The organism is Streptomyces sp. NPDC088116 (genome assembly GCF_044741745.1).
GTDB lineage: Bacteria > Actinomycetota > Actinomycetes > Streptomycetales > Streptomycetaceae > Streptomyces.
This window is the reverse complement of sequence record NZ_JBIUTF010000004.1, coordinates 502,538-516,784: the sequence shown is the minus strand read 5'-3', so window position 1 is coordinate 516,784 and position 14,247 is coordinate 502,538. Positions and strand designations below refer to the sequence as shown.

15 protein-coding genes are annotated in these 14,247 nt (G+C 70.3%); 3 read left to right on the top strand and 12 right to left on the bottom strand.

What is annotated here, in order from left to right; all coding sequences use genetic code 11:
- Positions 1-29: 29 nt before the first annotated feature.
- The 8 genes from ACIOJD_RS19205 to ACIOJD_RS19170 form a co-directional block, all read right to left on the bottom strand.
- On the bottom strand, positions 30-1,145 hold the full coding sequence (locus tag ACIOJD_RS19205; RefSeq protein WP_401914876.1) for an aliphatic sulfonate ABC transporter substrate-binding protein: 1,116 nt from the start codon (positions 1,143-1,145) through the stop codon (positions 30-32).
- 251 nt (positions 1,146-1,396) lie between these two features.
- Entirely contained in the window at positions 1,397-2,761 is a 1,365-nt protein-coding gene (locus tag ACIOJD_RS19200) for a sulfate adenylyltransferase subunit 1 (RefSeq protein ID WP_401914873.1), read from the bottom strand.
- A gap of 2 nt (positions 2,762-2,763) precedes the next feature.
- A complete protein-coding gene (gene cysD / locus ACIOJD_RS19195) occupies positions 2,764-3,702 on the bottom strand; it encodes a sulfate adenylyltransferase subunit CysD (protein WP_401883921.1) in 939 nt (312 codons plus the stop codon).
- The gene (gene cysC, locus ACIOJD_RS19190) at positions 3,699-4,316 is read right to left on the bottom strand and encodes an adenylyl-sulfate kinase (RefSeq protein ID WP_401914870.1); all 618 of its coding nucleotides are present in this window, start codon (positions 4,314-4,316) and stop codon (positions 3,699-3,701) included. The genes cysD and cysC overlap by 4 nt, the downstream gene beginning before the upstream one ends.
- Positions 4,298-4,999, bottom strand: coding sequence for a phosphoadenylyl-sulfate reductase (locus ACIOJD_RS19185; protein ID WP_401914867.1), 702 nt, complete (start codon positions 4,997-4,999; stop codon positions 4,298-4,300). Before ACIOJD_RS19185 ends, cysC begins: the two co-directional genes overlap by 19 nt.
- On the bottom strand, positions 4,996-5,172 hold the full coding sequence (locus ACIOJD_RS19180; protein WP_401914864.1) for a hypothetical protein: 177 nt from the start codon (positions 5,170-5,172) through the stop codon (positions 4,996-4,998). Before ACIOJD_RS19180 ends, ACIOJD_RS19185 begins: the two co-directional genes overlap by 4 nt.
- Complete coding sequence (locus ACIOJD_RS19175; RefSeq protein WP_401914861.1) at positions 5,169-6,866, bottom strand: nitrite/sulfite reductase; 1,698 nt, start codon at positions 6,864-6,866, stop codon at positions 5,169-5,171. Before ACIOJD_RS19175 ends, ACIOJD_RS19180 begins: the two co-directional genes overlap by 4 nt.
- A 118-nt stretch (positions 6,867-6,984) precedes the next feature.
- A complete protein-coding gene (locus tag ACIOJD_RS19170) occupies positions 6,985-7,068 on the bottom strand; it encodes a putative leader peptide (protein WP_309471194.1) in 84 nt (27 codons plus the stop codon).
- A 306-nt stretch (positions 7,069-7,374) separates the two neighbouring features.
- Between ACIOJD_RS19170 and ACIOJD_RS19165 the strand changes: the two genes are divergently transcribed.
- Positions 7,375-7,983 (top strand): TetR/AcrR family transcriptional regulator, encoded by a 609-nt coding sequence (locus ACIOJD_RS19165; protein WP_401914859.1) that lies wholly within the window; start codon positions 7,375-7,377, stop codon positions 7,981-7,983.
- 189 nt (positions 7,984-8,172) lie between these two features.
- Here the strand turns inward: ACIOJD_RS19165 and ACIOJD_RS19160 are convergent, their stop codons facing one another.
- From ACIOJD_RS19160 to ACIOJD_RS19150, 3 genes are all read right to left on the bottom strand, one after another.
- Positions 8,173-8,937, bottom strand: a complete 765-nt coding sequence (locus ACIOJD_RS19160) for an SDR family NAD(P)-dependent oxidoreductase (protein WP_401914856.1) — start codon at positions 8,935-8,937, stop codon at positions 8,173-8,175.
- A 269-nt stretch (positions 8,938-9,206) separates the two neighbouring features.
- Positions 9,207-9,767 (bottom strand): GNAT family N-acetyltransferase, encoded by a 561-nt coding sequence (locus ACIOJD_RS19155; RefSeq protein WP_401914854.1) that lies wholly within the window; start codon positions 9,765-9,767, stop codon positions 9,207-9,209.
- 149 nt (positions 9,768-9,916) lie between these two features.
- Positions 9,917-11,569, bottom strand: a complete 1,653-nt coding sequence (locus tag ACIOJD_RS19150) for an acyl-CoA dehydrogenase family protein (RefSeq protein WP_401914852.1) — start codon at positions 11,567-11,569, stop codon at positions 9,917-9,919.
- 17 nt (positions 11,570-11,586) lie between these two features.
- Between ACIOJD_RS19150 and ACIOJD_RS19145 the strand changes: the two genes are divergently transcribed.
- A complete protein-coding gene (locus ACIOJD_RS19145) occupies positions 11,587-12,834 on the top strand; it encodes a YihY/virulence factor BrkB family protein (protein WP_401914849.1) in 1,248 nt (415 codons plus the stop codon).
- An 88-nt stretch (positions 12,835-12,922) separates the two neighbouring features.
- Complete coding sequence (locus ACIOJD_RS19140) at positions 12,923-13,678, top strand: helix-turn-helix domain-containing protein (protein WP_401914848.1); 756 nt, start codon at positions 12,923-12,925, stop codon at positions 13,676-13,678.
- On the opposite strand, the gene ACIOJD_RS19135 is transcribed toward ACIOJD_RS19140, so the two are convergent.
- Positions 13,618-14,040, bottom strand: a complete 423-nt coding sequence (locus tag ACIOJD_RS19135) for a VOC family protein (protein ID WP_401914845.1) — start codon at positions 14,038-14,040, stop codon at positions 13,618-13,620. The two genes, ACIOJD_RS19140 and ACIOJD_RS19135, sit on opposite strands and share 61 nt — an antisense overlap.
- Between the last annotated feature and the right edge of the window lie 207 nt (positions 14,041-14,247).

Below are 14,247 nucleotides of genomic sequence, written 5' to 3'. Positions count from 1 at the left end.
GGTCGGCCGGAAGGGGTCGGGTGCGGTGATCACTTGACGCCGAGTCCGGCGTCGCCGACCGTGGACTCCCCGTTCGCCTTGAGCACCTTGTTGAGGGGCTTCAGGTCGTAGATGCCGTTCAGGTCGGGGCTCTCCAGCAGACCGGCCTTGACCGCGTGACCGGCTTCCGTCTGGAGCGTCGACGCCAGCGGGTCATTGGTGAACTGGATCGACTTCCACGCCGGGTCGAGAACCTCGGGCGGCAGCGCCTTGCCGGAGAGCGACTTGAGCGCCTTGTTCGCGGACGCCTTGGCCTGCTCCGGGTTCGCGTTGATCCAGTCGTTCGTCTTCACCGAACCGCGCAGGACGGCCTCGACCACGTCCGGGTGCTCCTTGAGGAACGTCTGCGACACGATGATGTTGGTGATCACGAACTTCTTGTCCGGCCACAGGCTGGACTCGTCGAGGATCTCCTTCGCGCCCTCGGCCACCAGCTTGGACGCGGTCGGCTCCGGCACCCAGGCCCCGTCGATGGAGCCGGACTTGTAGGCGTCCGGGGTGGTCTTGTTGTCCGTACGGACGACGGAGACATCGCCCTTGCCGGACTGTCCGTCGACCTTCCAGCCCTTCTCGGCGATCCAGTTGAGGAACGCCACGTCCTGGGTGTTGCCCAGCTGCGGGGTGGCGATCCTCTTGCCCTTGACATCGTCCAGGGTCTTGATCTTCTTCGGGTTGACGACGAGCTTCACACCGCCCGAGGCCGAGCCGCCGATGATGCGCAGGCCCTTGCCCTTGGTCTGGGTGTAGCCATTGATCGCGGGGGAGGGGCCGATGAAGCCGATGTCGATGCTGCGCGCGTTGAGGGCCTCGATCTCGGAGGGGCCCGCGTTGAAGGTCCTGGGCGACACCTGCGTGCCGCCCAGCTCCTTCTGGAGGATCCCGTTCTGCACGCCCACCAGCGCGGTCGCGTGGGTCAGGTTCGGGAAGTAGCCGATCTTCACCGTGTCGGCCGAGAGCGCCTTGCCCGAGGCGGCGGGCCCCGGCTGGTCGTCCGTCTTGTCCGCCTTGGAGCCGTAGCCGCAGGAGGTCAGCACAACGGCGAGCAGGGGCAGTACGGCTGCGGCGGCGACACGACGGCGCGCTCTGATACGGGACGAGGCAGGCACGGGAGGGTTTCCTCTCGGTGGCCCGGTGCTCGCGCCTTCACGCAATGCGGGGCGCGGCCGGGACGTCGGCTGGTCTTCGAAACGGTGAGTACGACGGGTGGGGCAGGTGGAGAACATGGGCGCGCGAGCGGTGCGCGTACGTCATCGCGCACATCGCGGCACCCCGCCCGTCCCCGCGCCGATGGCACCGCTGCCGACCCGGCCGCCCTCCTTCGCGAAGGTCGCGAAGACGTCGTACACGTCCGTGGTCATCAGAAGTCCCAGCCCTCGTCGTCGGCTTCGGCGACCGGCGCGGGGGTCGCGGTACCGGCGGCGAAGGCCTCGCCCGCCATGCCCGCGGTCAGCGTCGTACCGTCCGAGGGATCGATGAGCAGAAACGATCCGGTACGGCGCGAGTCGGCGTACGCGTCGAGCGCCAGCGGCTCGGCCGTGCGGACGACGATCCGGCCGATGTCATTGGCGACCAGCTGCCCGGGGGCCGGGTGCTGGGACAGGTCGGCCAGCGTCAGCCGGGACGGGATGTCCTTCACGATCGCCTTGACCGTACGAGTGGTGTGCTTCAGCAGCACCCGCTGGCCCACCGCGAGCGGCTGGTCGGCGACATGACAGACCGTCGCCTCGACGTCCTGCGTCGTGACGGGCGCGTCCGCGCTCGGGGCGATCAGGTCGCCGCGCGAGATGTCGATGTCGTCGCTGAGCCGTACGGTCACGGACTGCGGCGCCCAGGCGACGTCCACGCTCTCCCCGAGCGCGTCGATGGCCTCGACGGTGCTTGTACGCCCCGACGGCAGCACGGTCACCGGCTCACCGACGCGCAGCACCCCGGAGGCGATCTGTCCCGCGTAGCCGCGGTAGTCCGGGTGCTCGGCGGTCTGCGGGCGGATCACGTACTGCACCGGGAAGCGCGCCGGGCAGTCGGTCAGATCATGGCTGGCCGGAACGGTCTCCAGGTGCTCCAGCACCGTCGGGCCGCCGTACCAGTCCATGTGCGCCGATGGCTCCACGACGTTGTCACCGGCCAGCGCCGAGATCGGGATCGCGGTGATCTCCGGGACGCCCAGGGAGGCCGCGTACGCCGTGAACTCCTTGGCGATCTCGGCGAACACGGGCTCCGCGTAGTCGACCAGGTCCATCTTGTTGACGGCCAGGACGACATGCGGGACGCGCAGCAGCGCGGCGACCGCGGCGTGCCGGCGGGTCTGCTCGACCACACCGTTGCGGGCGTCCACCAGGACCACGGCCAGCTCGGCGGTGGACGCGCCGGTCACCATGTTCCGGGTGTACTGCACATGCCCGGGGGTGTCCGCGAGGATGAACCGCCGCCGGGGCGTGGCGAAGTAGCGGTAGGCGACATCGATCGTGATGCCCTGCTCGCGCTCGGCCCGCAGCCCGTCGGTGAGCAGCGCCAGGTCGGGTGCCTCCTGGCCGCGGCTGCGCGAGGCCAGCTCGACGGCCTCCAGCTGGTCGGTCAGTACCGACTTCGAGTCGTGCAGCAGCCGCCCCACCAGCGTGGACTTGCCGTCGTCGACGGAACCCGCGGTGGCGAAGCGCAGCAGCGTGGTCGCCGACAGCTGCTCGGCGAACTGCTCCGCGGTGCTCGTGTTCGTACTCGTCATGGCTAGAAGTACCCTTCGCGCTTGCGGTCTTCCATCGCGGCCTCGGACATCTTGTCGTCCGCGCGGGTCGCGCCGCGCTCGGTCAGCCGGGAGGCGGCGATCTCGGTGATCACCGCGTCGAGCGTGGTGGCGTCCGAGTCCACCGCGCCCGTGCAGGACATGTCACCGACCGTGCGGTAGCGCACCAGGCGCTTCTCCACGGTCTCGGAGTCCTTCGGGCCGCCCCAGTCGCCGGCGGTCAGCCACATGCCGCTGCGCCGGAAGACCTCGCGCTCGTGCGCGAAGTAGATCTGCGGGAGTTCGATCTCCTCGCGGGCGATGTACTGCCACACGTCCAGCTCGGTCCAGTTGGAGAGCGGGAAGACCCGGACATGCTCACCGGGCGCGTGCTTGCCGTTGTAGAGCTGCCACAGCTCGGGCCGCTGGCGGCGCGGGTCCCACTGGGAGAACTCGTCGCGCAGGGAGAACACCCGCTCCTTGGCGCGCGCCTTCTCCTCGTCGCGCCGCCCGCCGCCGAACACCGCGTCGAAACGTTCTTCCTGGATCTTCTCGGTGAGCGGGACGGTCTGGAGCGGGTTACGGGTGCCATCGGGCCGCTCGCGCAGCTTGCCCGCGTCGATGTACTCCTGCACGGAGGCGACATGCAGCCGCAGCCCGTGCTCGGCGACCGTGCGGTCGCGGTACTCCAGCACCTCCGGGAAGTTGTGCCCGGTGTCCACATGCAGCAGCGAGAACGGCACCGGCGCCGGCGCGAACGCCTTCAGCGCCAGATGCAGCATGACGATCGAGTCCTTGCCGCCGGAGAAGAGGATCACCGGCCGCTCGAACTCGCCCGCCACCTCGCGGAAGATATGGACGGCCTCGGACTCCAGCGCGTCCAGGTGGCTCAGCGCCCATGGGGCGTCCGTGCCCTCGGTGACAGCTGCGACGGTCGTGGTCACGCGAGACCCCTCTCGGTGAGCAGCGCGTAGAGCGCGGCGGCGGACTCCTGAACGGACTGGGTGTGCGACTCGATCCGCAGGTCCGGTGACTGAGGCGCCTCGTAGGGGTCGTCCACCCCGGTGAGACCGGACAGCTCGCCGGCCGCCTGCTTGGCGTACAGCCCCTTCACATCGCGTACGGAGCACACGTCGACCGGCGTGGCCACATGCACCTCCAGATACCCGGTGCCCTCGGCCCGATGACGCTTACGGACCGCCTCACGGCTGTCCGCGTACGGGGCGATCACCGGCACCAGCGCCTTGACGCCGTTGGCCGCGAGCAGCTCGGCGACAAAGCCGATGCGCTGCACATTGGTGTGCCGGTCCTCGCGGCTGAACCCGAGGCCCGCGGAGAGGAACTCCCGGATCTCGTCGCCGTCGAGCACCTCGACGCGGTGACCCTCGGTACGGAGCCGGTCCGCCAGCTCGTTCGCGATGGTGGTCTTGCCCGCGCTCGGCAGCCCGGTGAGCCAGACCGTGGCGCCCTGCCCGGTCGCGTCCGTCCCGCTCAACCGTTCCTCCTGATCATGACGTTGATGGTGATGCCGAGTCGCCGTCATCCGTGCAGCCCGCATTCGGTCTTGGACCGGCCGGCCCAGCGGCCGGCGCGCGCGTCCTCGCCCTCCAGGACCCTGCGGGTGCAGGGAGCGCAGCCGACGGACGCGTAACCGTCCATCAGCAGCGGGTTGGTCAGGACGCCGTGCTCGGCGACGTACGCGTCCACGTCGTCCCGCGTCCAGCGGGCGATCGGGGAGACCTTGACCTTCTGCTGCTTGGCGTCCCAGCCGACGACCGGGGTGTTCGCCCGGGTCGGGGAATCGTCGCGGCGCAGGCCCGTGGCGTACGCCTCGTATCCGGTCAGGCCCTCCTTGAGAGGCGCGACCTTGCGCAGGGCGCAGCACAGGTCGGGGTCGCGGTCGTGCAGCTTCGGACCGTACTGGGCGTCCTGCTCGGCGACGCTCTGGCGCGGGGTGAGCGTGATGACATTGACGTCCATCACGGCGTCCACCGCGTCGCGGGTGCCGATGGTCTCGGGAAAGTGGTAGCCGGTGTCGAGAAAGACCACATCGACACCGGGCATCGCCCGGGAGGCGAGGTGGGCGACCACCGCGTCCTCCATCGAGGACGTCACACAGAACTTCGCGCCGAAGGTGTCCGCGGCCCAGGTCAGGATCTCCAGGGCCGAGGAGTCTTCGAGTTCGATACCGGCCCGCTCGGCGAGGGCCCGGGGATCGTCGGTCTCCGTCAGTGCCGTCATATCTCTTCCCCTCCGTCACTCCTCTGAAGTCCACGGGCGAGCAGCCCGAGGAACTTCAGTTGGAAGGCTCGATTGCATGCCGCGCATTCCCACGCGCCGTGGCCCTGCCCGTTCGGACGCAGATCCTCGTCGCCGCAGTAGGGGCAGTAGAACGGTGCGGCGCGCTCGCTCATGACAGCGCCTCCTCGGACGCGCGCGCCGCCCACGTGGCGAAACGCTCGTCCTGGGCGCGCTCCTTCTGGAAGCGGCCGAGCACCCGCTCGATGTAGTCGGGCAGCTCGTCGGCGGTGACCTTCAGCCCGCGGACCTTACGGCCGAAACCGGCCTCCAGACCCAGGGCGCCGCCCAGGTGCACCTGGTAGCCCTCGACCTGATCGCCGTCCGGGCCCAGCATCAACTGGCCCTTGAGACCGATGTCCGCGACCTGGATACGGGCGCAGGCGTTGGGGCAGCCGTTGATGTTGATGGTGATCGGCTGGTCGAACTCCGGGATACGGCGCTCCAGTTCGTCGATCAGCGTGGAGCCGCGCTGCTTGGTCTCGACGATCGCCAGCTTGCAGAACTCGATGCCGGTGCACGCCATGGTGCCGCGCCGGAACGGCGACGGCTTGACCCGCAGGTCCAGCGCCTCGAGGCCCGCCACGAGCGAGTCGACCCGGTCCTCGGCCACATCGAGGACGATCATCTTCTGCTCGGCGGTTGTACGCAGCCGTCCCGAACCGTTCGTCGCGGCCACCTCGGCGATCTTCGTCAGCGTGGCGCCGTCCACCCGTCCCACGCGTGGCGCGAAACCGACGAAGAAACGCCCGTCCTTCTGACGGTGCACGCCGACATGGTCGCGCCACTGCCGTACGGGCTGCGCCGGGGCCGGGCCGTCGACCAGCTTGCGCTTGAGGTACTCGTCCTCCAGGACCTGGCGGAACTTCTCCGGGCCCCAGTCGGCGACCAGGAACTTCAGGCGGGCGCGGGTGCGCAGCCGCCGGTAGCCGTAGTCGCGGAAGATCGAGATGACACCGGTGTAGACGTCGGGGACCTCGTCGAGCGGCACCCAGGCGCCGAGGCGCTGGCCGATCTTGGGGTTGGTGGAGAGCCCGCCACCCACCCAGAGATCGAATCCGGGGCCGTGCTCGGGGTGGTCCACACCGACGAACGCGATGTCGTTGATCTCGTGTGCCACGTCCAGCTGCGGCGATCCGGAGATCGCCGACTTGAACTTGCGCGGCAGGTTCGAGAAGTCGGGGTTGCCGACGATCCGGCGCTGGATCTCGTCGATCGCCGGGGTGCCGTCGATGATCTCGTCCTCGGCGATGCCGGCGACCGGCGACCCGAGGATGACCCGGGGGGTGTCACCGCAGGCCTCGGTCGTGGAGAGCCCGACCTCCTCCAGGCGCCGCCAGATCTCCGGCACGTCCTCGATCCGGATCCAGTGGTACTGGATGTTCTGCCGGTCGGTGATGTCGGCCGTCCCGCGCGCGAACTCCTGCGAGATCTCACCGACGACCCGCAGCTGCTCGGTGGTCAGCCGCCCGCCGTCGATCCGCACGCGCAGCATGAAGTACTTGTCGTCCAGCTCCTCCGGCTCCAGGACAGCGGTCTTACCGCCGTCGATCCCGGGCTTGCGCTGGGTGTACAGCCCCCACCAGCGCATCCGGCCCCGCAGATCGTTGGGGTCGATGGAGTCGAAGCCCGCCTTGGAGTAGATCGTCTCGATGCGTGTCCGCACATTGAGACCGTCGTCGTCCTTCTTGAACTGCTCATTGCCGTTGAGCGGAGTGAAGTGGCCCACGGCCCACTGGCCCTCACCGCGGTGACGGCTCACCTTGCGGCGTGGCGTGGCTGGGGACGGCTTTTCCGGGGTGGCGGCCATGGCGGGTACGTCCTTCGAGACATGACAGGAGGGCGGCTCTGAACGGCACACACGCGCGAGACGCGGCGGTGCGCAGCCAGGTGACAGAGATCAGGGAATCGCGGCGGTGCTGGGACTCTCAGCCCGCTGGACAGATGGCGCTGGACATGCGGCCGAGATCGACGTGCCGTCGACTCACCAAGGCAATTCCAGCTCGAGACATGACGGAAGCGTGTCACGCGTATCTCGGGGCAGTCCACTGTTATCCACCATGTGGACCACATCGTCCTGATAGGTGAGACGATGTGTTGTCCGTCACGGGGGGCCGGGGTTTAGTCCCCGCTCACCGTGGTCGGCACGTCCGGCCGAGGTGCGCCTGGGTGTGCCGCGCCGCGAATGCGGATCGTCGGATCCGGCTCCCGCGTCCATGGCGTGAATGGCCCGCCGGGCGCCTCTTGCCGCACGGCTCTCGCCGCAGGGTCGCAACGATACAGTGGACTGGTCAGTCCATTTCAAGGAGGCGTGTGGCATGCGTGGCGACCTGACGGCGAAGGGGAAGGCGACGCGGAGCCGGATCGTCGAGGGGGCCGCGGCGGTGCTGCGGGACAAGGGCGTCGCCTCGGCGAGGCTGGACGACATCATGGCGCGGACCAGTACCAGCAAGAGCCAGCTGTTCCACTACTTCCCGGCGGGCAAGGACGAACTCCTCGTGGCGGTGGCCCAGTTCGAGGCGGACCAGGTCCTGGAGGACCAGCAGCCCTATCTGGGCTGCCTCGACTCGTGGGAGGCCTGGGAGCAGTGGCGGGACGTGGTCATCAAGCGCTACGAGGCGCAGGGGGACCAGTGCCCCCTCGGGTCGCTGTTCCTTCAGATCGGGCGTTCGACTCCCGGGGCGCGGGCGATCGTGATCGAGCTGATGTACCGCTGGCAGGAGAGTCTGGCGGCGGGTATCCGCGCACTACAGGCGGCCGGCAGGCTTCCCGCCGAGCTCGATGTCGACACGAGGGCTGCGGCGCTGCTGGCCGCGATCCAAGGGGGCGTGTCGATCCTGCTGTCGACGGGTCGGTCCGGCCACTTGCGTGCCGCTCTCGATCAAGGGATCGCCGACCTGCGGGGCGCGGGTGGTCCCGTGGCGTGACCGGGCGTCGGCTGGAGCATGCGCCCGGCCCCGGCCCGGGTGCCGTTCACGCCCGGCCACGGCACTCAATTCCCGCGCACGGCGCATTCGCGTCCGGACGTGAGGCCCCGGTTTTGACGTCCGCTCCGGATGTGAGGCCCCGGTTCTCACGACGGTGTCCCCACGCGAGACCGGGGCGGGCAACGTGCGTCAAGCGGCGATGACTGCTGTCGTGGTGCGGCCGCCGTCGACGTCGAGCACGATGCCGTGCACGAACGAGGTCTCCTCACTGGCCAGGTACACGGCGGCGTTCGCGATGGCGTCGGGTGTGCCCATCCGTCCCGCGGGGGTGCCCTTCATCATGATCTCGGCGGGGTGGACCTCTCCGGTCGCGGGTGTCTGCACCACCCCCGGCGAGATCGCGTTCACCCGTACCCCCCGCGGCCCGAACTCCGCCGCCCAAGCCCGGGTCAGCGTCTCCACGGCCCCCTTGGTGGAGCTGTAGAGGGAGCCGACCGGAATGCCCAGGCGCGCGATCCAGGAGCCCAGGTTGATGATCGCCCCGCCGCCGGCCGCCACCATGGCGGGCGCGACGGCCGCGGTCAGGAAGAACGGGGCCTTCACATTCACCGCGTAGACCTGGTCGAAGGTCTTCTCGTCGGTGGTCGCCGTGGTGCTGTTCGGGTAGATGCCGGCGTTGTTGACCAGGATGTCGATACGGCCGCCGAGGATCTGCGTCGTCTCCTGTGCCAGCGCCCGCGAGGCAGCGGCGCTGCCGTCCAGGTCGGCCCGCACGAAGTCGGCACGACCGCCCCGTGCCCGGATCCCGTCGACCACGGCCTTGCCTCGCTCGGCGCTGCGGCCCGAGACGACGACGTGCGCCCCCTCGGTGGCGAAGGCCTCCGCGATCGCCCGTCCGATGTTGCTGGTCGCTCCGGTGACCAGGGCGGTCTTGCCCTCAAGTCGCATCGACATGATCCACTCCATTGCTCGGTTCTCCACCGTGAACCCGACGGCCGGACCGCGATCCGCCGTCGGCCGGGCGGGACCCTGGACAGCCAGGGCGCAGGTCCCACTCTGTGACGGAGAAAATGGACTCGCAAGTCCAGAGTTTTGCGAGCTCGCCCTGCCCACCGACGCTCTCGATGCGGTGAACCCGAGACCCGAGGAGATCGCCGCCGCCCTGCGTGACGGCATCGAACGAGAAGATCTCCGCTCCTCGACGCGTCTGGCGGCGTACGTTCTCAACCGTGGGGCCAGGAGCCGGAGGGTTCCGGCTCCGGCTCCTCCTCGGCCTTCGTGTCGAAGAGCCTGAAGCCGCGCCGCAGGTAGTTGTCCATGGCGTACGGGCCGTCCTTGGAGCAGGTGTGCACCCAGACCCGCTTCGTCGGCGCCGTCCCGGGCCGGCGTTCGGCCAGGTCCCAGGCCCGTGCCACGCCGTACGACAGCAGATGGCCGCCGATGCGGCGACCGCGGAAGGCCGGGATCAGGCCGAAGTAGGCGACCTCCACCGTGCCCTCGTCCTGGGCCGCCAGCTCGATGTAGCCGGCCGGGGTGCCCTTCTCGTACGCGACCCAGGTCTCGACGCCGGGACGCGAGACGGTCTCGCGCCACTGTTCGTACGACATCGGGAGCCGGTCGCGCCAGCCGACGTCGTCGCCGACGGCCGTGTAGAGGAACCGGCTGAACTCCGGCGAGGGCACCTCGGCGCGTACGACCCGGACACCGGCCGGGGGCTCGGCGGCGGGGCGCTGATCGGCGGGCGAGGTCTGCTCCAGGAACCATGTGGTCACGGTGATGCTCATAGGTGTCAGAGAACCACAGCAGTTCGGCATGGCGCGGTGAGAGATCCGCGTCCAGCCGCCGGTCGCCCCGGGCACGGCGACCGACCAGCGCCGAGGCCTGCTCAGGTCCTGCACCACCCGGCCCGCTGCCCGCCCGCCGCCCGGCCCGGTCAGCCGACGGGCCGCGCCCGGTCCACGACCGACGCCAGATCCAGGGTGTGCGGCAGGGTGCCGAAGGCCGTACCCCAGTCCCCGCCCAGCCGCGAGGCGCAGAACGCGTCCGCCACCTCGGACGGCGCCCACCGCACCAGCAGCGAGCCCTGGAGCACCAGCGCCATCCGCTCCACCAGCCGCCGGGCGCGGGCCTCGATCCCGGTCAGGTCGGCCAGCTCGGTCAGCAGCGCCTTGATCGCGCCGTCGAGCCGGTGATCGGCGCCGCGCGCCTTGCCGATCTCCCGGAGGAAGGCGTTCATCGCCTCCGGCTCCCGTTGCAGGGCTCGCAGCACGTCCAGCGCCTGTACGTTCCCCGAGCCCTCCCAGATCGAGTTGAGCGGCGACTCCCGCAGCAGCCGCGGCATGCCGGACTCCTCCACATAGCCGTTTCCGCCCAGGCACTCCAGGGCCTCGGCGGCGACCGGCGTGCACCGCTTGGTCACCCAGTACTTGGCGGCGGGCACCGCGAGCCGCAGAAAGGCCCGCTCCTGGTCGGCCCCGGCATCGTCGTTCTGGACGGAGTCGTACGCCGCCGCCAGCCGCAGCGCGAGCGTGGTCGCCGCCTCCGACTCCAGGGCCAGATCGGCCAGTACGTTCCGCATCAGCGGCTTGTCGATCAGCTCGCCGCCGAACGCGCTTCGGTACGTGGTGTGATGCACCGCCTGAGCCACCGACTGCCGCATCAGCGCGGCCGACCCCACCACACAGTCCAGCCGGGTCGCCGCCACCATCTCGATGATGGTGCGCACCCCGCGGCCCTCCTCGCCGACCCGGCGGGCCCACGTACCGTCGAACTCGACCTCGCTCGACGCGTTGGAGCGGTTCCCCAGCTTGTCCTTGAGCCGCTGGACCAGGAACACGTTGCGCGTCCCGTCGGCCAGCACGCGTGGTACGAGGAAGCAGGTCAGCCCGCCGGGCGCCTGCGCCAGGACGAGAAAGCCGTCGCACATCGGCGCCGAACAGAACCACTTGTGACCGGTGAGCAGATACTCCCCGTCGGCGTCCAGCGGGCGCGCGCTCGTCGTGTTGGCCCGTACGTCGCTGCCGCCCTGCTTCTCCGTCATGCCCATCCCGAAGAGCGCACCGGCCTTCTCGGCGGCGGGCCGCAGCCCCGGCTCGTACCGGTGGGAGGTCAGCCGGGGCTCCCACTCGGCCGCGAGCTCCGGATCCGTACGCAACGCCGGAACCGCGGCGTGGGTCATCGACACCGGACAGCCGTTCCCGGCCTCCGCCTGGGTCCATACCAGGAACCCGGCCGCACGGCGCAGATGGCCCCCGGGCCTGCCCCAGGCGTCGGTCAGCCCGGCGGAGACCGCCCGCCCCAGCAACTGATGCCAGGCCGGATGGAAGTCGACCTCGTCGATCCTGTTCCCGTACCGGTCATGGGTGCGCAGCCTCGGCGGATTCTCGTTGGCCAGCGCACCCCACTCCTGTGCCTCGGCCGACCCGGCGATGCGGCCGAGCGCCGTCAGTTCCGCACGGGTCTCGTCCACGAGAGCGGGCGCGCTGTGCCGTTCCACGCCCTCCGTGAGAGCCCGGTCGGAGCTGAAGACGTCGTACCCCACCAGGGGCGGAACCTGGTTGGTCACTGTGTGGGTGCTCGCTGCCATGCCGATACGGTAAGGAGGTGCAGGCAGCAAAAGAAACACCCGAGGGGCCGTCGGGTCGACTCCACCGGGCCCGAGTCCTCTACCGCAACGTCTCCAAGAGGAAGATGGCCTGGCTGCTGCTCAAAGACACGGTCAATTCGTGCATCGAATACCGCATCCTGGGCCTCGCCGCCGAAGCCGCCTTCTTCACCCTCCTGTCGCTGCCGCCCCTGCTGCTCGGCCTGATCGGCCTGCTCGGGTACGTGGACGACTGGACCAACACCACGACGGTCGCCTCCATCGAACGGAACATCCTGGCGGCGGCGGGCACGGTGCTCTCGCCGCGGGGCGTCGACGAGATCGCCAAACCCCTGCTGAAGGACATCACCCACGGCGGACGGCCCGATGTCATCTCCCTCGGCTTCGCGATCGCGCTGTGGTCGGGGTCGCGGGCGGTCAATGTCTTCGTCGACACCATCACCGTGATGTACGGACTCGACGGCCGGCGCGGCATCGTCGCGACCCGGCTGCTCGCTTTCCTGCTCTACATCGTGGCGATCCTGATCGGCGCGGTGGTGCTGCCGCTGGCGGTGGTCGGCCCGGACCGGGTGGTCGAGTTCGTCCCGTGGGGCACGGAGGTGGTCACCGTCTTCTACTGGCCGGTGGTGATCGTGCTCTCCATCATCTTCCTCACCACGCTGTACCACGTGTCCGTGCCGGCCAGGTCCCGCTGGATAGAGGACATGCCGGGCGCGCTGGTCGCCCTCGGGATGTGGGTGATCGGCAGCTTCCTGCTCCGGATCTATCTGACCAGCACGGTCGAAGGCCCCACCATCTACGGCTCGTTGGCCGCGCCCATCGCGGTACTCCTGTGGATCGGCGTCTCCGCGTTCGCGGTGCTGGTGGGCGCCGCCGTCAACGCCGCCATCGACCGGGTCTGGCCGTCGGTCGCCACCGCCGCGGCCCGCGCGGCCAACGACCGGCTGCGCGCGGCACACGCGGCGGAACTGGTGGCGCGCGCGGTGGCCTGCGCGGAGACACAGGACGACGACGTGACCGATCCGGACATGCCCTCGGAGTTCCCGGAGCGCTGGTCCAAGTTTCTGCCGCCGGACGATGTGAAGTCCCGGGTGAAGGCCCGGCTGCACACGGGGTGGGAGAGCCGAAAAGGCAAGGAGACTCCCGAGAGCCGGGAGAGCCGGGAGAGCCGGGAAAGCCCGGAAGACCGGGAGGACCGGGACAGCCGGGAGGACCGGGAGGGCCGGGACAAGGGCGAGGGGCCCTGACGGACCGGCCGGGCGGGCCGTCCCCGCAACGGGCAGCCAACAAGCGGCTGCGGACGCCGCTCTCGCCACCGGGCATAGCCTTGTCCCCATGTACCAGGAACGCGCGTCGAGGCTCGACGGCGCGGTCGTCTGGACCCGGGCGGTGACAGCGGAGGCGACGGGGCCGGGTCCCGCCACCGACCCGTATCCCGTACTGCCCGACGGCTGCATGGACCTGCTCTGGATCGGGGACAGGATGCTGGTCGCGGGGCCCGACACCCGCGCGTACGTGCCCGAGGGGATCGCCGGGCTGCACTGCGCCGGTGTGCGTTTCGCGCCGGGCACCGCGCCCGCGCTCCTCGGCGTACCGGCGCACGAACTGCGTGACCGGCGCGTCGAGTTGGCGGACCTGTGGTCCCCTGCCGACGTACGCGGGATCAGCGCCCGGCTCGCCGCCGCCGAGGACCCGGCCGTCGCTCTTGAGGATGTCGCGCTGCGGCGGGCCGCCGGGACTCCGCCGCCCGACCCGCTGCTGCGGGCCGTCGTCACCGGGCTGAACGCGGGCCGCACGGTCGCGGCTACCGCCGACGCGGTCGGTCTCGGCGCCCGCCAGTTGCACCGCCGCTCCCTGGACGCCTTCGGCTACGGGCCCAAGACGCTGGCCCGGGTGCTGCGGCTGCAACGGGCCCTGGCGTTCGTACGGTCGGGGGAGCCGTTCGCGGCGGCGGCGCTCGCCGCGGGCTGCGCCGACCAGGCGCACCTCGCCCGCGAGACGCGCGACCTGGCCGGACTCACCCTCGGCGCCTACGCGGCGCTGGCGAAGAGCGAGACGCCGCAGCCGTCCGGGTCGAGGACGATCGCGTAACGCTGGCCCCAGACCGCGTCCCAGGGCTCCAGGTGCCCCGTGTATCCGGCCGTGACCAGCGTCTCGTACGTGGTGTCCACCTCGGCGGGGCTGCCGCAGAGGAAGGCGAGGCCGGTCCGCTCGCCACCCCGGGGGCGGGTCCAGCCGGGATCGAAGGAGCGGACGGTCTCCTCCGTGTCCCAGAGGATCCGCAATCCGCCGGGCAGGGCCGCCTCCGCATGGGGTGCGGTGTCCGCGTCGGCGGGCACGTCGATGCCCAGCCGGCGGTAGAAGGCGAGAGAGGCGGCCATGTCGGAGACGACCAGGCCGATCGCGTCGAGTCGTGGAGCGGCCGGTCGTGGAGCAGTCGGTTGAGTGGACATGTGTTCACCGTAGGCGCGGCGGCTGCGGCGGGTCTTGAACGAATCGGACGTTCCGGTGCTGGTCCCGGCCACGAGTACGGCGGGGGGCCCCCCAAGCGCCGGGGGCCCCCCCCACAAAACCCCGGCGTTTGGGGGAACTGGTGAGCCCGCGGGGGACCGGTCAAAAAAAACACCGCCCCCAACGCGGGGGTGGGGGCCCCCCCCCGC